The organism is Ruegeria sp. O5 (assembly GCF_056535105.1).
Map to the genome: position 1 here is coordinate 192,097 of NZ_JBQERN010000002.1, position 20,434 is coordinate 212,530.

The following is a 20,434-nucleotide window of genomic DNA, read 5'->3' on the forward strand; positions in this document are numbered from 1 at the left end:
AAACACGAACCCTCTGTTACGGTTGCGTCAGGGTTACGAGCGTCAGGAGCATACAGAATGACGAAGATTGCCAAGATTACCCTGTTGTTTGTGGTGTTTGTGGATCTGATTGGGCAAGGTCTGGTCTTTCCCATCATCAATTCGCTGATCATGGAAACGAGCTCAGGTTTCCTGCCGGAAAGCACGCCAGTGGGCCGTAGGCATTTTTACTACGGTCTGGTGATCGGATGCTTTTTCCTGTCGTGGTTTCTGGGTGTTGTTTATGTCTCGAAAGTGTCTGACTCGATCGGGCGAAAGAATGCGCTGCTGGTCTGCCTTGGGGGGGCGTTGGCCGGATATGCGCTGACCATTGTGGCGCTTTATCTCAATAACCTGCTTCTGCTGATCGTCGGCCGTTCGATTACCGGGTTCACTGCGGGCAATCAGCCCATCGCGCAGGCAGCGATGATCGATGGCAGCACTGACGCGTCTGACCGGGACCGAAACATGGGCTACATCGTGACAGGTGTCAGCTTTGGCCTTGTCGGCGGGCCGATCATCGGCGCGGTTTTGTCGGATTCGGCGCTGTTTGGCGGCTTTGCCACGCTGAAAACCCCGTTCTATGGCGCGTTCGTGTTGGTGTTGATCGCGATTCTTCTGGTGCTTCTGTTTTTCAAGGACACCCGAACCAAGCGCGAGCCCTTTGTGTTTCGTCCCCGCGATATTACCGACAGTCTGATCGCAGTTGGCGAACACCCTTTGGTTCTGAAAATCTTGCCGGTCTATTCGTTTTTCATGATCGCCAATGTCACATTCTACGTGTTTGTCGACAATTTCCTGACCAGCGCATTCGGGTATGGGGTCATCGGGGGCAGCGTGGCGATGGTTGTCATCGGTGTGGCGTTGGCCTTTTCCAGTACGTTCCTGGTGAAGCCTGCCCAGGAAAGGTTCAGCAAACACGCGATCATTTACACGTCGCTTGTGGTGATGGTCATTTGCGGGTTTGCCTTTGCCTTCAGCCCAAGCGGTGTATTCAGCTATGTCCCCGTGTTTTTCTTCTATTTCCTGTTCGGCATCGCCTATCCAACGCTGTTGGGCCTGTTCTCCTCAAGCGTCAGCGAGGCGGATCAGGGCTGGGCCATGGGCGTGGCCACCGCCGTGTTCTGTCTTGCGGGGGGGATCATGTCACTGATCGGTGGCGGGTTGATGAGCATCGATATCCGCGTTCCCTATTACATCGTGGTCGTAGCGGCGGTCCTGGGGCTGGTCGGCATGCACCGTCGATGGAAAGGCAAAGAGATCAAGGCGCTTTTAGCCTGAGATCGTCTCAACCGTCAGGTTGCCATTGGTGTAGACACAGATATCTGCTGCGATGGCCATGGATTGCCGGGCGATGTCTTCTGCGGATTTGTCGCTGTCCATCATGGCACGCGCGGCGGCCAGAGCGAAGTTGCCTCCCGACCCGATGGCAGCCACATTGTGTTCGGGCTCCAGTACGTCCCCTGCCCCGGTGATGACCAGCAGATCCCTGCCGTCTGTCACGATCAGCATCGCCTCAAGCTTTTGCAGATACTTGTCGGTGCGCCAGTCCTTGGCGAGTTCAACCGAGGCGCGGGCCAGTTGGCCGGGCGTAGCCTCAAGCTTGGCTTCGAGCCGTTCCAGCAATGTGAAGGCATCCGCTGTCGATCCGGCAAAACCTGCCACGACCTCGAACCCTCCGGGAGACAGGCGGCGCACCTTGCGCGCAGTGCCCTTGATCACGGTTTGACCCAGACTCACCTGACCGTCGCCGGCAATGACGACATGACCGTCCTTCTTGACGCCGATAATCGTTGTGCCGTGCCAACCGGGAAAGTCGTTATCTGCCATGATCGTCTCCGCTTTTGCTGGCGGTATATATGGGCCGGACCGGTTGTTGGCGCAACCCATTGCCAAACTGCCCAAAAGATATGCAAAAAATGCAATTCGGGGTTACCGGACCAGCAATTGTGAGTCCGGCCAAGCGGTACTAGATGAGGCTCACAACCGACAACGGGTCGGCTGTTTCTTCAATAAGGACTGCGCACATGGCAACTACAGCTAATATTCATGCGCCGCTCGGAGCAGCTACCATCCTGCACGTGGCGGACGTTTTCATCAATGCATTCGACAATGTTGTCGCATGGAATGAAGCCCGTAAAACACGGAACCTTCTGTCGGAACTCAGCGACACGCAGCTGGACGATATCGGTCTGAGCCGCGCGGATATCGCAAAAATCTGATCCAACCGACAGATCGCCAAACCGAACCAGCCGCCCGGATTTCCGAGCGGCTTTTTCGTTGCTCAGCTCTGGACGTATTTCCCGGCAAGATCGGGCAAAAAGGCCTCGACCGCAGCAGTTGCAATGACGTGCAGAGTGCCAGTCCCTTCATCAGCGACATCCAGACCACCTTTGATCGCGCGAACCTCGGCCCGGCCTCGCGGCAAGTCGGCAGCAACCAGCTCGCAATTCACCTGTTCCGGATTCTGAACGCCGATTGTCACGCGCACGCGCATTTCGTTGTGATCGATCCCCAGCTTTGAAAACAACGTGATGGATGAATGATGCAGCGCGTCCTGTACCGCGCGGCGGGCTGCTTTGGTATAATCCTGACCATAAAGGTCATTGCCAGTGCCCATTTCCAGGATGATCCGCTTTTCACTCATTGCGCCGGGTCCATGTCGAAAGAAACGATCAGTGCGGCGTTGGCGATGACCGTGTGGCCGTCGCCATGCGGTTTTTCGATGTCCAGCCCACCCTTTGTGACAGTAATGTTGGGCTGGCCATAAGGGAAAACGGCTTTGAGGGCGTCGGTATCCACTTGATCCGGCTGCTGCACGCCGATCTCGGCATCGATGATCATCGCCTCTTTCGGGAAACCAAACAGCTCGGCCATATTGACTGAGTTGTGCCACAGCGCGTCTCTGATCGCCCGCAGAGATGCTTCGGTATAGTCCATCCGGCGCAGGGATGTGCCCATCCCGAATTCTACAAGAACGCGCGTTTTCGCCATTGGTTTCCCCGCCGATTCAACAAAAAAGGCGCCCCGATCTGAGACGCCTTTCGAACAATCCGTTATCGCCAGATCAGATGGATTCGTCGATCCAGCTTTGCAGCGCGGCTTTGGGGGCAGCGCCTGCGCGATTCGATACAACTTGACCGTCCTTGAAGATGAACAGCGCCGGGATGCCGCGCACGCCCATGGCGGCGGCAGAGTTCGGGTTGTTGTCCACGTCCACCTTTGCGATCTTGACCTTGCCGCCATATTCGGCGGCCAGCTCTTCCAGTGCCGGACCAATCTGCTTACAGGGTCCGCACCATTCGGCCCAGAAATCCACTACAACTGGAACGTCCGAGTTCTTGACTTCGGCGTCAAAGGTTTCGTCGGTGACGGCTACGGTCGACATATTATGTCTCCTGAATGATATGCGCTTGGGCTGTGAAGGTAGGGGTGGCAGTAGGTAAGGTCAAGATATCTGGGTGCAGGCCACGGCATCCGTCACAAGATCGTGTGGCAGCCACATAAGATTTGCCGTTCTTGTCCAGAGGATTGCGGTGCGTATCTTATGGTTTGGATAGATCTGCGACAGGGCCTGCGCATACGCGCCCATTTGGCGAAGCAACCCTTCGGGGCAATCTTCGACCCGGTTCGGAACGGTGGCATTTGATTTGAAATCAATCACATGGACTTCGGTGTCTGTCACGATCAGGCGGTCGATAATCCCATACATTCGCTGCCCGTTCAGGTCGGCAGTAACAGGTATTTCGGCCAATGTGTCCTGCGTGAAAATGTGTCGCAGGCTTTCGGATGCCAGTACGCCTGTGACTTCGGTCAGCAATGCGCCCTGATCCTCTTGCCTCACCTCGGGCAGCAGGCGGGCACAAAGCTCTGGCCAGTGGTTCTGCGTGACTTTGGGCAAATGCTCAAGCAGCAGGTGCACGCGGGTTCCGCGCAGTTTGGCAGCGTCTTCATCCAGACCAGCGTCACCCGGCAACGCCTTGGCACCACCCAGATCCGAAGGGCTGATAGAGGCCGCCGGTACAACTGGTTCTGGTGCGGGGTGCAGGAACATGTCGGGCAGTTCTGAATGTTTGGCCAATGCAACTGACTGCTCGACCAATGGCAACCCATCCCAGTCGCCATGGGACAGCCGACGTTTATCTGAACCAGGCAGTTGCGTTGCCCCGGCCTTTTCCATCGCCGCTTCTACCATCTGGTACCAGCTGTTGCCATCTTTACCCAAATCACCCGCCGCCGCCACGATCAGCCACTTTTCGGCCCGTGTTAGAGCCACATATAGCAGGCGAAGCCGTTCGTTTTCCTCGCGGGTGCGCGCCTCTGACCGGGCGTGAGTGATCAGGTTTGGCGATTGGTCTGCCGAAACCTTCCACAGCGGTGTCCCGTCTGCCACCATGATTTCGGCGTCGCGTGGCGGCTGACGTTTGCCGGTATCCGGCAGAATGACGATCGGAGCCTCCAGACCTTTCGAGCCGTGCACCGTCATCACCCGGATCATATTGCCGACCCCGCTCATCTGTCGTTTGATTTCCAGATCGTCGGTCTGCATCCAGACCAGAAATCCCGTCAGGCTGGGGATATCCGTCCGCTCGTAGGCCAACGCCTGCGACAGCAGGGCATTGATACCGTCTTCAGCCTCGGGACCCAGTCGGCCCAACAGGTTTCGCCGCCCGTTATGTCGGGTCAGAATGCGTTCGATCAGGTCATAGGGGCGCAGAAAGTCGATCTGACTGCGCAGATCGTTCAGCACGCCCAGGGTTTCGGGGAATTCGTCAGCGCGTTTGCGCAAAGCAGCCCACAGGAATTGCTCCTCCCGCCGATGGGCCAGATCGAAAAGCTGCTGCTCGGACCATCCGAACAGCGGGGATTTCAGAACTGTCGCCAGCGACAGGCTGTCTTCGGGCGTCGCCAGAAAGCCAAGCAGCGCAGCCAGATCCTTGACCGCTAGTTCGGCCCCCACCTTAAGCCGGTCCGCCCCGGCGATGGGTAGCCCGGCAACCTTGCAGGCGCGAATGATTTCGGCAAACAGGTCGGACCGGCGTTGCACAAGGATCAGAAAATCACCGGGTTGCACTTTGCGTCGAACAAACTGGCCCTGTGTGTCCCCGTCTTCAGGGATCGTTTCGCCGCCATCGATCATTTTTTTGATCGACGCAGCCACCCGTTCGGCCAGAATAACGGTATGATGCCGTGATCCGGGTCGGTCCACCGGATCAGTCCAGTCCCCCTCCTCCGCGTCTTCGACTTTTTCGACAACGGGCCAAAGATCAACCCGACCGGGCAAATCGGATTTAAAGGCGCGGTGCTGACTTTCCTTCTGAAATCCTGCATCGGCGCGGTTTTCAAAAAGCGTGTCGACCAGAGACAAGATCGCGCTGGAGGATCGGAAGGAATATTCCAGCGTCGAACCCCACAGTTTAGAGCCTGATTCAGTGAGTTTCCGGTCAAACTCTTCCTGCATACGGTCAAAGGCTTGCGGGTCGGCGCCCTGAAAGGAATAGATCGATTGTTTTTTATCGCCGACAACAAAGATAGTGCGCTCGACCCCTGATCGGGCCCCTTCCCCGCTAGTGAATTCCTGAGCCAGTTTTTCCACCACATCCCATTGATCGGGGCTGGTGTCCTGCGCTTCGTCGACAAGAATGTGGTCGATACCCCCGTCCAGACGGTACAGCACCCATTCAGCCACCGCCGGGTCATTCAGAACCTGACGTGCGCGCAGGATTAGATCGTCGAAATCCAGCCACCCCCGCAACTGCTTGCAGCGCTCATATTCCGGTAGGAATGCAGCGGCAAAGCGGTGTAAAACGGCGGTTTTCTGGGCAGCAATCAGCGCCAGTCGGCGTTCACGCGCAGCTTCGACCCGCAGCATGAGAGCTTCGAGTTGAGGCATCCGGTCCGCCAGCGCACCTTCGCGAAGGGGTTTGGTGGGAAAGCCGTTGATCTTGGCGGTAAACGGTTCTTTTGCGCCTTTTCCGGTCAGCAGCACGTCTTCCAGCATGGGCAAGTGAGCCAATCGTGCGTCGGTGAACCCTGCCAGCCTTGCCGCAGCCTTGGCATTATTGCCTCCACTTTCGAGCAATACGGGCAGCATTGATTGGATCAGCTGGACCTCACCACCCTGAAAAACGCTTTGGAACAACGCATTATCGTCGAAATGCGAGGGCAGTTCGAAGCGTTGCAGAAGATCAGACCAATCCAGTTGCTGCGCGAACAGGTTGCGTTTCTGGGTGATCGCCGCAGTCAGCTTGTCAAAGCCTGTATCGGTGACAAACTGGGCCACGTCTTCGATCAGCCTGGCCTGCGGGCCTTCTGCGAAATCTTCAACAATTTCTTCCCTTAGCAAAGCTGCCGCACGGTCTTCCATTTCCGAAAACTGCGGGCTGACCCCGGCCTCGAGCGGGAAACGACGCAGCAACGAGGCGCAGAAAGAGTGAATTGTCTGAATCTTCAAGCCACCCGGCGTCTCAATGGCGCGGGCAAACAGGGTGCGCGCTTGGGCCAATCGATCTGAATCGATGGTGCCAGTCACGCCCAGTTCGGCCAGGTCCTTTTGCAGCCTGGCATCTTCCAGCATGGCCCATTTGCCAAGACGGTCAAACAACCGGTTCTGCATCTCGCTGGCAGCGGCTTTGGTATAGGTCAGGCAAAGAATGTGCTGCGGTTGGACGCCACCCAGCAGCAGGCGCGCCACCCGATCGGTCAGAACCCGTGTCTTTCCAGACCCCGCATTGGCGGCCAGCCAGGTCGAGGCATCTGGTCGCGCGGCCTGCACCTGCCGTTCGGTTGCTTCGTTGCGCGCGCTCATGTCAAATCCTCGGGGCGCGTTTCAGCTGTCCGGTCCCACTCGCCGAACCTGGCCAGATGATCATAGTCACCGATATCCGTATCCTTGTGTAGCATTCGGCGGGACGAATACCCCTGATCAGATTCTAAATAAGCCGAAATCAGCTCTTTCAGCTCGGCTAGAACCTTGTCGGCGGGTTCTTTCAGCAGCGGCGCGGGCACCTCTTTATAGGCACCACCCATCCCGATGAAGATCGCCTCTGCCACCGCCATCGGGTCAAGCCCTTCGATACCGCCCTGCTCGGCCATTGCGGCCTCGATCAGCAATTGCTTGTCGAATTTGGACTGCTGGCTTTCTGTCGGAGGCGCGCCGGTTTTATAGTCGATGATCCGCAAGGCCCCCCGGCTGTTGTGATCGATCCGGTCGGCGCGCCCTGTTATGGTGAAATTCAGCGGGTTCAGCACCAGCTTCATCGCCGCTTCAAAGGCCACTGGCCCGCCATCACCCCGGCGCGAAAGTTCGGCGCTGATAAAGTCGTCTGCGATCCGTTCCAGTCGCGCAAGCCACAGGTGCCGCGCCGTGGGCCAGGCGACATGCTGCTCCAGCAATGCGTGCGCGCGCTTCAGGAAATTCTCACGCGTCAGCAAGGCGTTGTCGAGCACGCTATCCTTGACGAAATGTTCGAGGATTTCGTGGATTACGATCCCCCGCAGCAACGCGTCGGGTGCCTGGACAAGCGGGTCGAGAGGTTTCAAACGCAGCACATGCTTGGCATAGATGGCATAAGGATCGCGAATTAGCCGCTTGATTTCCGTTACTGACAGGTGACGTGGACGCGCGGCAACTGGCGGGCGCGGGGATGGGCGTTGCGCGGGGTCAATGCGCGGCGCGTCTTCCAGAGCGTCGGACCAATTCAGCCAGTTTTGGCCACGGGCGCGCATTTCGGCCAGCGCTTGGGGGCCACCCTGCTCAGGCAGGCCTTGCAACAGGTTTGTCAGCCGGTTCACCCAACGGGACGGCACCGTTTCCGCATCGTCCGAGCGGGTTGCGCGGGTTAGCCAGACCTCGGGCGCGCCGATGGCCTGTTGAAAATCATGCGCCGACAGGCCAATCCGCCGTTCGGGCAGCAACAACCCCGCTTTGTCACGCATCTGCCGGTTCAGCCAGGGGTCAGGAGCCGGAGCTTCTGGCCAACTGCCTTCGTTCAATCCGCCAAGGATCAACAGGTCCGCACCTTGTACCCGCGCTTCGAGTGTGCCCCAGATCATGATATGCGGATGTGGCGCGTCGCGGTCGCGGACCTCTTCCCCTGCAAGCAACGCGCCCAGAAGATCGGCAAAATCATGGGCTGTCATCGGCCCGCCATGTTGCGCCTCATCCCTGAGGGAATTCAGCACTGCCAGCGTTTTTTGACCCGCGTTCTTGTCCCAAAGCGTGCCGGTTTCACCTGCACTGCCGGCCGAGATCGCCTCGGCAAGTGTTGTGAGCCGATCTACCCAGTCGGAAAGCGCCAACTCGCCACTGATCTGTTGATCGCAGAAGTGGTGAACAACCCAGTGGGCCCAGCTTTCGGGGGCTTCTTTGCGTACTGCAAATGCTGCGAGGCTGGTGCCATCCGGAAATGGCGGGCCATTGCGGCGCAGGTCCAGTTCCAGATCACGCGTGTGCAGCAAATGGTTACCGCGTTCACTGCCGTCATGGCACAAAGGGTGTTTTAGCAAGGTAAGCAGCGCCTCGCCCTCCAGACGGCGCGTGAACAGACCAGCCACATGTCGCAGAAACCGGCCCGGAGGCGAGAGTTGCAGCGGCAGGCCGGCGCTGTCATCCGCCAGAATGTTCCACCGGTCCAGCGCGGCGCTGACCTGACGGGTCAACATGCGATCGGGCGTGATCAGGGCGGCGGTCTGACCGGTTTCAGCAGCCTGTCGCAGGCGCAGGGCAATGGCCAAAGCCTCGTCCCGCGGTGATTGCGCCTCGACCAGTGTCAGGTCTTTGGTTGCGCCGAGTAGATCAGCCAGTTTCGGGCCTTCGCTCATCCAGGCATCGGTGATCGGGGCCGGGCGCAAAGCCAGGGAAACCAGACGGTTACGGGCAGGCGAGGGGGCGTTCAGGTCTGTCCAGGAGGTGATCTGGCCGGGTGACAGGCCCAGCCCGCGCATCAACTTGCGAAACCGGTATTGCGGATGATCTTCCGAAGTCAACGCATCATCCAACCCTTCCCAAACGTGATCCGGCTGGTCGAAATCGTATCCGGGCAGTACCAGCGCCCCTTGCGGCAAGCGCGCGACGGCGTCCATCAGCATCAGCGTGGTGCCGCGCGAACCGGTTGACCCGGCCAGAATAACCGGATGCAGGGGGGGATCGGTTTGCCAGCGGGCGATCAGGTTTTCGACCACGCGACGTTGGCGGGCCTGCGCGTCCATCACCTGCGAGCCCGTGTCAATGAAATGATCTGCGATACCGATAAAGGTCTGAGCCCGCGCCCAATGGCCGGACATGTCGCTGACATCCAGCCCCCGGATCGTGTCCGGTGACACACCTTCGCCCTGCATTTCGTCGATCAGCGCCGCCAGACTTTCGGACAGGTCAAAAACCGACGACCGCGCGGCCAGATCCGGTTGTTGTTCCAACAATTTGGCCACCAGCTGCGTCAGTTCCAGACGCCGCCGAAGGGGCGGAATGGCAGGTGGAATATGCGCCAGATCAGCGCTGTCCCCCAGATCGGTTAACAGCGAGATGCGGGGCAGCAGGCAAGGTGGCCCCTGATTGAACAGATCACGTACGCGCCGCTCCATGCGTCGCGTGTTCAACACCAGTTCCACCCGCGCCAAAGCCTCGGGCGGACCTGAACAACGCCGCTTCAGACCGTCGACCAACGCCTTGGGGAAATCCGTACCGGGTGGAACAGCGAAGACGCGGGGAAGGGGTTCGGGGTCAAACATCGGCCAGCAAATCCTCGGCCAGAGCGATCCCATCAGAGTGACCCACATCACACCAGCGCCCGGGATACTCGATGCCGAACAAACGCCCCTGGTCGTGCATCTGGTTCCAAAGCAGGTTCAACGAAAACGCCGGCTGCGAGATGGCGTGCAATCCTTGTGTCTTGAGGATCTGCGCGCCCCCGTAAACCAAGCCGGGCCCACGCGTGATCCGCCCCGCCCGATCAGCGGTAAAATCACCGGGCCCGTCGTGACCTATGGCCTGCACAGTTGGAACACACATCAAAAGCGCATCCATGCGGGCCGGATCCCATGCGTTTTGCAGCAGTTTCAATGGATTTGGGCCGGACCAGATTGCGTCAGTATTCAGGGTGAACACTGGGTCGGTTCCCAGCAATGGCAGGGCTGCGCGCAATCCTCCACCAGTTTCCAGGATCTCCGGCTCCTCCCGCGATATCAGAATGCCTTTGGGCCCGAGATGCGCGTCGAGCTGATCGGCGTGGTAATGCACGTTTGCAACTGTGCGAACAGGGCCAAGGTTGTCGACAAGATCCAGCGCATGGTCGATCAGGGGGCGCCCGGACACTTCGATCAGCGGTTTGGGTCGGTCCTTGGTCAACGCGCCCATACGGGTGCCAAATCCGGCGGCAAACAACATTACGGCAAAGGGTGATCCGGTCATTGCGGCCTCAGCCTGGCCAAATTCTGAGGTGTTGGTCGGGGCAGAGCGTCGTGCAGTAGCGAGGCCACGGAAACAAGGGCAGGGTGTTCCAGATCCCGCATGAGGTGCGACCAGACCGCCGGGATCATGTCCAGATATTGCGGCTTGCCGTAATCGGTTGCCAGTCGCGAAAAACCGCCAAGGATGCGAAGATTTCGCTGCGCGCCCAATACACTGTACGCGGTCCGAAACTCGTGATCATCCATACCTGACCCTGCAATATAGCGGTTGATCATCTGCATTTCTGTTCCGACCGAAACATCGCGGCGAATGTCCTGAAGCAAGGACACCAGATCATAGGCGGGGTGCCCCAGCATGGCCAATTGGAAATCCAGCAATCCGACGCGCCTTAAGCCGTCGCGCTCGGGCAGCCAAAGAAGGTTTTCCGCGTGATAGTCCCTTTGAATGACAACTTTGTCCCCAGAGGTTTCTCGGTGCAGAATATCGGCAAACCGAAGTTCGAACCGGTCCAGAACGTCCTGATCAACATTGCCCTGAATTCCAGCAGCATATCTCGTAAGCGCCAGCGCCGCCAGATCCGTCATCAGGGCCGGGTCGTAGGACGGTAGCGACAATAATGGGGCCTGATGCAGGTGAAGCAACACGTCTGTTGCGGCCTCGTACAAAAAGCGTTCTTTGGACGGGTCTTTTTTCAGAACACGTGCAAACAGATCATCACCCAGATCTTCCAGCAGCAGAAATCCATATTCAGCGTCTTCTGCGTAAATCTCGGGCGCACTCAGGCCAATCGAACGCAGATACTCAGCAACACGCACAAACGATTCGACGCTTTCGCCCTTGTCTGGTGGCGCATCCATCAGGACAGCCGTTCGCCCACTGACCGGATCGGTAACACGTTCGTACCGGCGGTTCGATGCGTCGCCGGCCAGTGGTGCACGCGTTGCCCCGGCCCAAGGAGTTTGTGCAATAAGGGCCTCTGCCAGGACTGTCCTGTTTGTCATCCTGCACTCTCCAGCTTTTTTACCCATTTCGGATCGGTCCATGACAAGGACACGTGGCGGGTATCTTCTGTGTCAGGGTCTGTTTCGAAGGCCAGCTTTAACGAAGCGGCAGGGGCTAGTGCGCCCAGCTTTTCCGGCCATTCCACAAGGCAGATTGCTGTGTCAAAGGCATCGACCAAACCCAGTTCATCCACTTCCTCTAACGCGTTCAGCCGATAAAGATCGCAGTGCCAGATCTCACCGGCAGGGGTGTCATAGGTCTGAACCAAAGTGAATGTGGGTGACGGCACATCTTCCGGTTCAGGCATAAGTGATTGAATGAGGCTGCGTGCGAAATGCGTCTTGCCGCTGCCGATTGCACCACTAAGCAACAGGACATCCCCATCACTGAGCGAATACCCGACACGGGTCGCAAAATCTGCGGTTTCATCGGGCGATCTGAAGGTCAGGGTTTGGGGGGGCGTCGTCATGGCGCCACAATGACGTTCTGCCCAATCGGCTGCAACCCCGGTTCAGGCGCTGATCTGTTCCAACGGGGCGGTTTTTGTCAGAAGATCCACGGGTGCAAACCGCACGATCGTCGCACCGTTATGAACCGGTGAAACCGTGCAGTCCAAAGTGATGCCCGACCGCATCCGGATTTCAGCCGTCCACTCCGCCCGGTTATCCCGCATTTCGACGAAATCCCGGATCTCTCCCAGAATCGGCGTAGCAACACAATGCTCCTGCCACCGCCGCGTGACATCGGTGACCGTGTCGTTCTGAAAGCCGATTTCCTGTGCGTCGCCCCAAAGTTTTTCGTAGGCGTAGTTGGTAAGGGCCAGGGTGCCATCATCGGCAAATACAGCGATTGCATCGGCCAGCTTGTCCAATATGGATTGCATAAGATCCATCTCGGACCGGAAGCGGCGCGTCAACGTGATTTCTGCCGTAATATCTTCGAACAGAAACGCAACAGCCCCGTCGGGGTGCGGCCTGCCGCTTACAGAATAAACCGAGCCAGAGGGAAGCGACCATGTTTCGTGGTAATTGCCGCCCTCGGCCGCTTCGAGCAGGTCGTTCATCTGACGCCGCCATGTACGGTAGTTCTTGGGCTCTGGCATCATGTGCTGATCCCTTAGCCGGTCGAAGAAACTGCTGATATTCGGGCGGCAACTGAGGAAATCCGGCGGCAACGTGGTCAGATCAATCAGGGCCGGGTTGAACAGCGCCAGTTGCCGGTTGCGATCGAAAATGGCCAGGCCGATCGAAAGTTGAGCAAACGTCTTGGTCATGGTCTGCACGAACTTGCGTTGCGCGGTTTCCGCTTCGACAATGGCGTTGATGTCTGTGGCGTAACATAACCGCCCGTCTTCCTGTTCGATCTGCGTCAGATCGAACCACAACTTGCTGTTGGACCCAGTCACATCTACCGAAACCCTTGATTTTCCAAGCGACGGCGCATCAGAGGTGCCCGGAAACAGCGGGGCAGTCAGATCGGCATCCTGACCACGCGCCCGGCGAACAAGCGTGACATAAGCTGCATTGCACCATTGCACCTGGCTGTTGTGATCCAGCAACCATACCGGATAGGGGGCCTGTTCCATGGCCAGACGGCTCGGTTCACTCAGCGTGCTTGACCCAGTCGGAGATATTCTGGCCGGTTCGTGCAGACGCACGCGGACAATCCCGTCGATCCATTCACACACGACTTCGCGTTCGACTGTGCAATCAATGGCCGAGATTACCAGTACATTTTGATCGCGAACCTTTTCGGGTGTTTCGGGGAAGGTGGGGAAATCCCTTTGCAGCAGGCGGCGCAAGTCCTGCCAGCTTCCAACATGTTCGAACCCGGCAAGCGCGATATCGGAGTGACTGATCAGGTGATCACCATCAAACAGGAATACCGCATCAAACAGGGATGTTGTCGAAAACAAACCAAAGACATCGTCGCGTCGCGTCTGGCGTGGCAATAACCACTGCACGGCAAAGCATCCCGATACCAGGCTGATCGCGGCCAGAATGATCCAGTCGGCCATGAATATCCCCAAGGTAGAACAAACCCCGGCTGACTATGGGCAGGATAGGTTAACGGCTCCTTAACTCATACTTGAATGCGCTTGTTGGAACCGGATGGAACCGGCGTGTCACCCTTTTGCGCGTCAATCAGGTTGCGCGGCCACGAGACTTTGACGATCGCGCCTGTCCGGTCCTTGTGATCAGTCAGATGCTGATACGGGTCCGTGCCATTTGCGAATTTCAGCTCGGCACCGCTGCGTTCCAGCAACGTTTTTGCGATGAACAGTCCCAGTCCCATGCCTTCGTATTCCGGCCGGGTTCGCAGGTCGGCTTCGGCCCGTCTGCGGCGCATGAAGGGATCACCGATGCGTCCAATCATGTGCGACGGGTAGCCGCGCCCGTCATCCATGATGCTGACGGTGATCCTGCTGTCTGTCCATTCGGCTTCGACCCAGACATTCGCGCGGGCGAAATCCACGGCATTCTGGATCAGGTTGCGGAGCCCGTGAATGATCTCGGGCTTTCGCAGGATCGAGGGTTGCAGCACGTCTCCGCCCTGCGTCGGGCCTTCGGAAAAATGAACGACCTTGCCCCGGTCAACATGCGGTTCGGCGGCTTCGTTCACCACCGTCGAAAGCGGAGCCTGCCGCAAATGCAGGTCATCTTTTCCGGCACGACCCATATCGCGCAAAATGTCGCGGCACCGATCAGCCTGCTCACGGATCAAGGCGGCGTCTTCCTTGAGGTCGGGACGGTCGTCCAGCTCTTCGATCAGTTCCGCACTTGTCAGTTTGATCGTGGCCAAGGGGGTGCCCAACTCGTGCGCGGCAGCGGCGACCACGCCACCCAAATCGGTCAATTTTTGCTCGCGGGCCAGTGCCATATGGGTGGCAGCCAGCGCTTCGGACATGGATTGAACCTCGGAACTGACGCGGTGAGAATAAGCACCGATAAAGACGATGGCGATAATGATAGCCGCCCAGTTGCCAAACAGCAGGATTTCCGGAATGTCCAAAACCACCCCGATGTTGGTCCGCAGCGGCAGGTGGAATTCCGCCAGCAGAGTGGTCAGAACAATCGCAACAGCCCCAACTATCAAGGTCGACCGTGTGCTCATGACATTGGCGGAAATCGTGACCGGCCCCAAAAGCAGAAGGGCAAAGGGGTTGTTCAGACCGCCCGTCAGATACAACAAGATCGACAGTTGCAGCAGATCGAACAGAACCATCAGGAAGTTTTCGAACTCGGACATCCGCTTGTTCTGTGGAAACAACAGAATGGCAGTCAGGTTACCCATGACCGAGATCCCAATGGCCAGATAGCACAGGCCCAGTTCCAGCTGCACGTGATAGTATTGCTGGGCCACGGTGATGGCGGTGATCTGACCAAAAATGGCAACCCATCGCAACAGGATCAGGGTGCGCAGGCGGATCCAGCTGCTGCGTTCCTGGCCGCGCCAAAAAGTCTGATTGGAATCTGCCATCGGTCGCTTATGTCCTGTTGCAAAGGCTGGTCATCTTGATAGGTGTCCCGGCCGGAACGATCAACAACCCCTTGCGACCGGAAAACCGAAATGACCCGCCTATACGCAATTCTTGCAACTCTCGTTCTGGCTATTGGCCTAGGTGCGATGTGGCTTTTGACGCGTGGGGGCGGATCCGGCGACCAGTTTGCACAGTGCCGATCCGGGCAGATCGCCGGGGGGACCGCTGCTATCGGCGGGCCGTTTGAACTGGTGAATGGCAAAGGTGAGACGGTGACCGACAAAGACGTGATCACCGAACCCACACTTGTCTATTTCGGATACACATTCTGCCCCGATGTCTGCCCGTTTGACATGTCCCGCAATGTTGAGGCCGTGGATATCCTGAACCAGCGCGGACAGTCGGCCACTGCGCTGTTCATCTCGATCGATCCCGAACGGGACACGCCCGAGGTTGTGGATGATTATGCCTTTAACTTAGGCGGCAAAACGATTGCCTTGACCGGTTCACCCGAACAGGTCAGGGCGGCGAGCAAGGCTTACAAGACCTATTACAAGGCACAGGATAAAAGCGACGAATTCTACCTTGTTGACCATTCCACCTTCACATATCTGGTGACGCCCGAACATGGTTTCCTTGAATTCTTCAAGCGCGATGACACGGCCGAACAGATGGCGGACAGGGTCGGGTGCTTTCTGGACCAGGCAGCGCATTAACAAGGTTGTTTGACCTTTGTTTCTGCGCTGCTATTACTCATGTTTAAGCCAAAGGCATGAAATAGCGGAAAGACCTAACATATGGCAGACAGTTCTCAGCTTGATATCGGCCCTGACAAATCCTTGCTTTTGGTGGATGATGACGAGCCGTTCCTGAGACGTTTGGCCAAGGCCATGGAAAAGCGTGGGTTCGAGGTTGAAACCGCAGGATCCGTCGCCGCAGGCCGCGCAATTTCCACCGCCCGCCCACCGGCTTACGCGGTTGTTGACCTGCGACTGGAGGATGGCAACGGTCTGGATGTGGTTGAGGTTTTGCGCGAAAAGCGCCCTGACAGCCGGGTCGTGGTTCTGACCGGGTACGGGGCGATTGCGACTGCGGTTGCTGCCGTAAAAATCGGCGCAACCGATTATCTGTCGAAACCCGCCGACGCCACCGACATCACCAATGCGCTGCTGGCCAAGGGTGACGAATTGCCCCCGCCGCCGGAAAACCCGATGAGCGCGGACCGCGTGCGTTGGGAGCACATCCAGCGGGTTTATGAGCTGTGCGACCGGAATGTCAGTGAGACCGCACGGCGGCTGAACATGCACCGCCGGACCTTGCAGCGGATACTAGCGAAACGCAGCCCGCGTTGAGACTATAACCTAATCACCGCAAAAAACCCCACTCAGCGTCACTGAAGGGAACACTTTATTTCAGCGCAAAGCTGCTGTGTCAGGTGACGATAACCGATTGGATTGGGGTGTAGGCCGTCCGATGTCCACTTGTCGATGTTATCACTATACCCGGGAGGGGAGTTGAGAAACGTGCAGTTTCCCATCTCCAAGCAAGCTTGTTGTGCTGCAATGTTGTAGGTGGTTCGAAACGTTTCGTTTTCGATAGTCCAAGTTTCGCTTGCGACAGGCAGAACGGCACGCCAGATCAATCTGTCTGCGGAGGTGAACACATCCGCTAACTGCTTAACATATTTCGGAATCTCCTCCAGAGGTGTGTCGTTCAGGGCGTCATTAACCCCAACACCCAAGTACCAGACCGGAACATGAGTGATGAGCTCCGGGTGTACCCTTGCTATTAAGCCTTGGGTTGTGTCCCGACTGATTCCCAGATTCAATGCGTTTGAAACGATGTTGCTGGTTAGCCATCCCTCGATGATGGAATCACCAATAAATGCGATTTGAATATTCGGTGACGCTAGAGCTTGGGAAATCGGTCGTTTGTGCAGCCACACCATTGTCTGATAGTGTTTAGTTTCTGTGACGGGAGTATGCGCTCCGGTAAGCTTGCGTACTGTCTTCGCCAGATACCCAGTTCTGATCAACACGGCTGCTAGCGCCAGGATCAGCACCAAATTTGTTGCAAGCAAGATCCGGTTCCCAATCGGTCGTTTCGCGCTCATTTCACCATTACCTTTAGCTGTTCAGGTTGCACGTCGCTAAAGTAGCGCGAGAAGCACTGTGTGCCGATCTGTGTAGGCTTTCCTTACTTCGACCGGTGGTCTCAGCGTAATCTCCAATCCCTCCATCACCGCTTTATCCGGGCGACCAAAGAATTTCGTCGCCTCAGCCTCGGAAAAGCCCGCGATCTGGGTGGCCTCCATCCAGGCGCTGATCTTGTCGGCTTTCTTGATCTGCCGCTTCACCGTTTTCGGCACCGCGGCTGGCAGGCCGAAGCGGATGTGAATTGCTGCCGCCAGACGGTCATCCAAGGCGCCGTAACCGGGGCCCACAGCGGATTTGACCGGCGAAATCATGTCGCCAATCACGTATTCCGGCGCATCATGTAACAGGGCTGCCAACCGCCACTTGACGGGTGTCTTGGGGGCAATTCTGCCGAAGAGTTCCTCAACCAACAGGGAGTGTTCGGCCACGGAATAGGCGAAATCGCCGCGTGTCTGCCCGTTCCAGCGCGCCACAAAAGCAAGCCCATGGGCGATATCTTCTATCTCGATATCCACCGGGGTCGGGTCCAGCAGGTCCAGCCGACGCCCCGATAACATGCGCTGCCATGCTCTGGGTTGTGTTGCCATTTTGCTATGCCTCGTCTGACCGGACGCGATTGCGCCATATTTTTGTGTTATGATGTACCTGTCTGGATCACTTGCTGCCAACAGTTTCTTGAGCATTTGTGCTTTGAAACGGCGCGCCATGATCCCGACATCAAAACCGAGGGGGGCACATGCTTCTCCCGGTGTGCTCCTCTCGACCGTGAAACGCGAAACGATAGGAGTTTGTCATGTTCAAGCGTTTGTTTGCCATTGCCCTGACCTTTGGAATGGCCGCGACTGCCCCACCAGCTTTTGCCCGGAGTTGTGCAGAACGCGACGATATTGTCGCCAAATTGCAGGAAAACTACGCCGAAGAATTGGCCTTTGGCGGTTTGCAAAAGACACGCAGCGCACAGTCGGTGATGGAGGTCTGGGCCTCGAAGGAAACGGGCAGTTATACCGTTTTGGTAACCAATGCGAACGGAATCAGCTGTATTGTTGCCGTTGGCACAGATTTTTTTGAAGCGATACCAAAGATAAAAATCGAAGGCACGCCAAGCTGAAAGCGGCCACCAGGCTTCCGGTAACAGTCTTCAAAGTTGCCACCTGCCCCAAGGAATGCTAGGGGCAGCCGGGACTATGACTTACCGAAAATGGAGCGCCTGATGGCCGTGGACTATATCGTTAAAGACATTTCGCTGGCCGGGTTCGGCCGCAAGGAATTGGACATTGCCGAAACCGAGATGCCGGGGCTGATGTCCCTGCGTGCGGAATATGGGGACAGCAAGCCTCTGACAGGTGCGCGTATCGTTGGGTCGCTGCACATGACCATCCAGACCGGCGTTCTGATTGAAACACTGGTTGCGCTGGGTGCGGACGTGCGCTGGGCGTCGTGCAACATCTTCTCGACGCAGGACCATGCCGCTGCCGCGATTGCCGAGGCGGGCATTCCTGTCTTCGCGATCAAGGGTCAAACACTGGAAGAGCATTGGGATTACCTGGATAAATCCTTCCTGTTCGAAGACGGTCCGAACATGATCCTTGACGATGGTGGTGACGCGACCCTGTACATCCTGCTGGGCGCACGTGCCGAAGCGGGCGAAGACATCATCCCAGTTCCGGGTTCGGAAGAGGAAGAGGTGATCAAGAAGCAGATCGCCAAGCGCATGGCGGCCAGCCCCGGTTGGTTCACCAAGATGCGCGACCAGATTCAGGGCGTGTCCGAGGAAACCACCACCGGCGTGAACCGTCTGTATCAGCTGGTGAAAGACGGCCACCTGCCGTTCCCGGCGATCAACGTGAATGACTCGGTCACAAAATCGAAATTCGACAATAAATACGGATGCAAGGAATCGCTGGTTGACGGTATTCGCCGCGCCACCGACACCATGATGGCCGGTAAGGTTGCCGTGGTTTGCGGCTATGGCGACGTGGGCAAGGGCTCGGCCGCCAGCCTGCGCGGCGCGGGTGCGCGCGTGAAGGTGACCGAAGTTGACCCGATTTGCGCGCTGCAGGCTGCGATGGATGGGTTCGAAGTGACCTTGCTGGAAGACGAAGTTGCCAGCGCGGATATCTTCATCACCACCACCGGCAACAAGGACGTGATCCGCATCGAGCATATGCGCGAGATGAAGGACATGGCCATCGTTGGCAATATCGGTCACTTCGACAACGAGATTCAGGTGGCTAGCCTGAAGAACCACAAGTGGACCAACATCAAGGAGCAGGTGGACATGATCGAGATGCCTTCGGGCAACCGTCTGATCCTGCTGTCTGAAGGCCGTCTGCTGAACCTTGGCAATGCCACAGGTCACCCGTCTTTCGTGATGTCGGCTTCGTTCACCAACCAGGTTCTGGCACAGATCGAACTGTTCACCAAGGGCGATCAGTACGAGAACAAGGTCTACATCCTGCCCAAGCATCTGGACGAAAAAGTGGCCCGCCTGCATCTGGATCGCATCGGCGTGAAGCTGACGAAGATGGATGCGGATCAGGCGGCGTACATCGGTGTCAAACCGGAAGGTCCATACAAGCCGGAACACTACCGCTACTGATTGTCGTCTGACGATGACGCAGAACAACGGACGCCGCCGGTTTCTTTACTCGGCGGTGTTCTTAGTTTTCAGGGTTCTGGTTGTGGTGATCGTGCTGGGCGGCGGCGGCTGGGTGCTGTTGGCGCATCCAAAGACACCGGTGCCATCACACTGGAACCCTTTGCGCGACCTAATAGTCAGCGCGCCGGTCACGCCGGTCACCAGGTATCAACTGAACCGCGCCGTGGCGGACGAAACCCAGTGTCGGGCTACGTTGGCCGAAGCGGGGGTTCATTTCGAGGCGATGGAGGATCTGGTCATTGATCAGAACTGTGGCATTGCCGCACGGGGTCTTCTGACACGGCTGGCCACCGCGCATATCGAAGCCGTTGAAACCAGTTGCGCCACGACATTGCGGCTGGCGATGTGGGAACACCATGTCGTGCAGCCGGTCGCGCACGAACTGCTTGGAACCGGTATTGCCCGATTGCGCCATGTTGGAAGTTACAATTGCAGGCGTATGCGCACCCTGAAGGGTGAAAACAACGGATGGAGCAGCCATGCCCGTGCGGACTCGATCGATATCATCGGTGTAGAGACGAGCGATGGCCGCGTGCTGACCCTGTTAAAGGACTGGCACGGCTCTGGCGCCGAACCCGCGTTCCTGCGACAGATCTGGCGGGGCGCGTGCGACTGGTTTCGTGTGGTTCTGGGCCCGGACTTCAATCGCTTGCACGCGGATCATTTCCACCTGCAAGGTTCTGGCTGGGGGTACTGCAGATAGGTCTTGC

At 57.6% G+C, this 20,434-nt stretch carries 20 protein-coding genes; 7 read left to right on the plus strand and 13 right to left on the minus strand.

The features are described from left to right. Positions 1-57: 57 nt before the first annotated feature. Positions 58-1,299: an MFS transporter gene (locus tag ACR0M3_RS05475; protein WP_480909921.1), complete on the plus strand. Its 1,242-nt coding sequence runs from the start codon at positions 58-60 to the stop codon at positions 1,297-1,299. Here the strand turns inward: ACR0M3_RS05475 and hslV are convergent. Further along, positions 1,291-1,848 (minus strand): ATP-dependent protease subunit HslV, encoded by a 558-nt coding sequence (gene hslV / locus ACR0M3_RS05480; RefSeq protein ID WP_480474424.1) that lies wholly within the window; start codon positions 1,846-1,848, stop codon positions 1,291-1,293. The genes ACR0M3_RS05475 and hslV overlap by 9 nt on opposite strands. Positions 1,849-2,045: 197 nt before the next feature. On the opposite strand from hslV, the gene ACR0M3_RS05485 reads away from it, so the two are divergent. Then, entirely contained in the window at positions 2,046-2,240 is a 195-nt protein-coding gene (locus ACR0M3_RS05485; protein WP_209505251.1) for a DUF1127 domain-containing protein, read from the plus strand. Positions 2,241-2,302: 62 nt separating this feature from the next. Here the strand turns inward: ACR0M3_RS05485 and ACR0M3_RS05490 are convergent, their stop codons facing one another. From ACR0M3_RS05490 to regB, 10 genes are all read right to left on the minus strand, one after another. After that, the gene (locus ACR0M3_RS05490; protein WP_480898719.1) at positions 2,303-2,665 is read right to left on the minus strand and encodes a Lin0512 family protein; all 363 of its coding nucleotides are present in this window, start codon (positions 2,663-2,665) and stop codon (positions 2,303-2,305) included. Further along, on the minus strand, positions 2,662-3,012 hold the full coding sequence (locus tag ACR0M3_RS05495) for a Lin0512 family protein (protein WP_267366143.1): 351 nt from the start codon (positions 3,010-3,012) through the stop codon (positions 2,662-2,664). The genes ACR0M3_RS05490 and ACR0M3_RS05495 overlap by 4 nt, the downstream gene beginning before the upstream one ends. 73 nt (positions 3,013-3,085) lie before the next feature. Next, complete coding sequence (trxA, locus tag ACR0M3_RS05500) at positions 3,086-3,406, minus strand: thioredoxin (RefSeq protein WP_209505247.1); 321 nt, start codon at positions 3,404-3,406, stop codon at positions 3,086-3,088. Between the two features lie 60 nt (positions 3,407-3,466). After that, complete coding sequence (addA, locus tag ACR0M3_RS05505) at positions 3,467-6,826, minus strand: double-strand break repair helicase AddA (protein ID WP_480909922.1); 3,360 nt, start codon at positions 6,824-6,826, stop codon at positions 3,467-3,469. After that, positions 6,823-9,747, minus strand: coding sequence for a double-strand break repair protein AddB (gene addB / locus ACR0M3_RS05510; protein WP_480909923.1), 2,925 nt, complete (start codon positions 9,745-9,747; stop codon positions 6,823-6,825). Before addB ends, addA begins: the two co-directional genes overlap by 4 nt. Beyond that, complete coding sequence (locus ACR0M3_RS05515) at positions 9,740-10,426, minus strand: nucleotidyltransferase family protein (protein ID WP_480909924.1); 687 nt, start codon at positions 10,424-10,426, stop codon at positions 9,740-9,742. The genes addB and ACR0M3_RS05515 overlap by 8 nt, the downstream gene beginning before the upstream one ends. Continuing rightward, entirely contained in the window at positions 10,423-11,427 is a 1,005-nt protein-coding gene (locus tag ACR0M3_RS05520; RefSeq protein ID WP_480909925.1) for an aminoglycoside phosphotransferase family protein, read from the minus strand. The genes ACR0M3_RS05515 and ACR0M3_RS05520 overlap by 4 nt, the downstream gene beginning before the upstream one ends. Continuing rightward, a complete protein-coding gene (gene tsaE / locus ACR0M3_RS05525; protein WP_480546089.1) occupies positions 11,424-11,897 on the minus strand; it encodes a tRNA (adenosine(37)-N6)-threonylcarbamoyltransferase complex ATPase subunit type 1 TsaE in 474 nt (157 codons plus the stop codon). The genes ACR0M3_RS05520 and tsaE overlap by 4 nt, the downstream gene beginning before the upstream one ends. A gap of 42 nt (positions 11,898-11,939) precedes the next feature. After that, a complete protein-coding gene (locus ACR0M3_RS05530; protein ID WP_480909926.1) occupies positions 11,940-13,445 on the minus strand; it encodes a PAS-domain containing protein in 1,506 nt (501 codons plus the stop codon). A 65-nt stretch (positions 13,446-13,510) separates the two neighbouring features. Continuing rightward, positions 13,511-14,908: a sensor histidine kinase RegB gene (gene regB, locus ACR0M3_RS05535; protein ID WP_480909927.1), complete on the minus strand. Its 1,398-nt coding sequence runs from the start codon at positions 14,906-14,908 to the stop codon at positions 13,511-13,513. A 90-nt stretch (positions 14,909-14,998) separates the two neighbouring features. Here regB and ACR0M3_RS05540 point away from each other — a divergent pair, with 90 nt between their 5' ends. Both ACR0M3_RS05540 and ACR0M3_RS05545 read left to right on the plus strand, forming a co-directional pair. Continuing rightward, on the plus strand, positions 14,999-15,625 hold the full coding sequence (locus ACR0M3_RS05540) for an SCO family protein (RefSeq protein WP_267366429.1): 627 nt from the start codon (positions 14,999-15,001) through the stop codon (positions 15,623-15,625). Positions 15,626-15,706: 81 nt separating this feature from the next. Next, entirely contained in the window at positions 15,707-16,261 is a 555-nt protein-coding gene (locus ACR0M3_RS05545) for an ActR/PrrA/RegA family redox response regulator transcription factor (RefSeq protein ID WP_050604676.1), read from the plus strand. Positions 16,262-16,299: 38 nt separating this feature from the next. Here the strand turns inward: ACR0M3_RS05545 and ACR0M3_RS05550 are convergent, their stop codons facing one another. Then, positions 16,300-17,022, minus strand: a complete 723-nt coding sequence (locus ACR0M3_RS05550; protein ID WP_480909928.1) for an SGNH/GDSL hydrolase family protein — start codon at positions 17,020-17,022, stop codon at positions 16,300-16,302. A 36-nt stretch (positions 17,023-17,058) separates the two neighbouring features. Next, a complete protein-coding gene (locus ACR0M3_RS05555; RefSeq protein WP_480482603.1) occupies positions 17,059-17,652 on the minus strand; it encodes an HD domain-containing protein in 594 nt (197 codons plus the stop codon). 206 nt (positions 17,653-17,858) lie between these two features. Between ACR0M3_RS05555 and ACR0M3_RS05560 the strand changes: the two genes are divergently transcribed. The 3 genes from ACR0M3_RS05560 (at position 17,859) to ACR0M3_RS05570 (ending at position 20,427) form a co-directional block, all read left to right on the plus strand. Beyond that, positions 17,859-18,173, plus strand: coding sequence for a hypothetical protein (locus ACR0M3_RS05560; protein ID WP_480506832.1), 315 nt, complete (start codon positions 17,859-17,861; stop codon positions 18,171-18,173). A 102-nt stretch (positions 18,174-18,275) separates the two neighbouring features. Beyond that, positions 18,276-19,664, plus strand: a complete 1,389-nt coding sequence (ahcY, locus tag ACR0M3_RS05565) for an adenosylhomocysteinase (RefSeq protein WP_267366313.1) — start codon at positions 18,276-18,278, stop codon at positions 19,662-19,664. 13 nt (positions 19,665-19,677) lie between these two features. Beyond that, positions 19,678-20,427 (plus strand): extensin-like domain-containing protein, encoded by a 750-nt coding sequence (locus ACR0M3_RS05570; RefSeq protein ID WP_480909929.1) that lies wholly within the window; start codon positions 19,678-19,680, stop codon positions 20,425-20,427. Positions 20,428-20,434 lie beyond the last annotated feature (7 nt).

Coding starts and splice junctions, on each gene's coding strand:
- ACR0M3_RS05475 (WP_480909921.1), top strand. CDS start 58: ATGACGAAGATTGCCAAGATTACCCTGTTGTTTGTGGTGTTTGTGGAT.
- hslV (WP_480474424.1), bottom strand. CDS start 1,848: ATGGCAGATAACGACTTTCCCGGTTGGCACGGCACAACGATTATCGGC.
- ACR0M3_RS05485 (WP_209505251.1), top strand. CDS start 2,046: ATGGCAACTACAGCTAATATTCATGCGCCGCTCGGAGCAGCTACCATC.
- ACR0M3_RS05490 (WP_480898719.1), bottom strand. CDS start 2,665: ATGAGTGAAAAGCGGATCATCCTGGAAATGGGCACTGGCAATGACCTT.
- ACR0M3_RS05495 (WP_267366143.1), bottom strand. CDS start 3,012: ATGGCGAAAACGCGCGTTCTTGTAGAATTCGGGATGGGCACATCCCTG.
- trxA (WP_209505247.1), bottom strand. CDS start 3,406: ATGTCGACCGTAGCCGTCACCGACGAAACCTTTGACGCCGAAGTCAAG.
- addA (WP_480909922.1), bottom strand. CDS start 6,826: ATGAGCGCGCGCAACGAAGCAACCGAACGGCAGGTGCAGGCCGCGCGA.
- addB (WP_480909923.1), bottom strand. CDS start 9,747: ATGTTTGACCCCGAACCCCTTCCCCGCGTCTTCGCTGTTCCACCCGGT.
- ACR0M3_RS05515 (WP_480909924.1), bottom strand. CDS start 10,426: ATGACCGGATCACCCTTTGCCGTAATGTTGTTTGCCGCCGGATTTGGC.
- ACR0M3_RS05520 (WP_480909925.1), bottom strand. CDS start 11,427: ATGACAAACAGGACAGTCCTGGCAGAGGCCCTTATTGCACAAACTCCT.
- tsaE (WP_480546089.1), bottom strand. CDS start 11,897: ATGACGACGCCCCCCCAAACCCTGACCTTCAGATCGCCCGATGAAACC.
- ACR0M3_RS05530 (WP_480909926.1), bottom strand. CDS start 13,445: ATGGCCGACTGGATCATTCTGGCCGCGATCAGCCTGGTATCGGGATGC.
- regB (WP_480909927.1), bottom strand. CDS start 14,908: ATGGCAGATTCCAATCAGACTTTTTGGCGCGGCCAGGAACGCAGCAGC.
- ACR0M3_RS05540 (WP_267366429.1), top strand. CDS start 14,999: ATGACCCGCCTATACGCAATTCTTGCAACTCTCGTTCTGGCTATTGGC.
- ACR0M3_RS05545 (WP_050604676.1), top strand. CDS start 15,707: ATGGCAGACAGTTCTCAGCTTGATATCGGCCCTGACAAATCCTTGCTT.
- ACR0M3_RS05550 (WP_480909928.1), bottom strand. CDS start 17,022: ATGAGCGCGAAACGACCGATTGGGAACCGGATCTTGCTTGCAACAAAT.
- ACR0M3_RS05555 (WP_480482603.1), bottom strand. CDS start 17,652: ATGGCAACACAACCCAGAGCATGGCAGCGCATGTTATCGGGGCGTCGG.
- ACR0M3_RS05560 (WP_480506832.1), top strand. CDS start 17,859: ATGTTCAAGCGTTTGTTTGCCATTGCCCTGACCTTTGGAATGGCCGCG.
- ahcY (WP_267366313.1), top strand. CDS start 18,276: ATGGCCGTGGACTATATCGTTAAAGACATTTCGCTGGCCGGGTTCGGC.
- ACR0M3_RS05570 (WP_480909929.1), top strand. CDS start 19,678: ATGACGCAGAACAACGGACGCCGCCGGTTTCTTTACTCGGCGGTGTTC.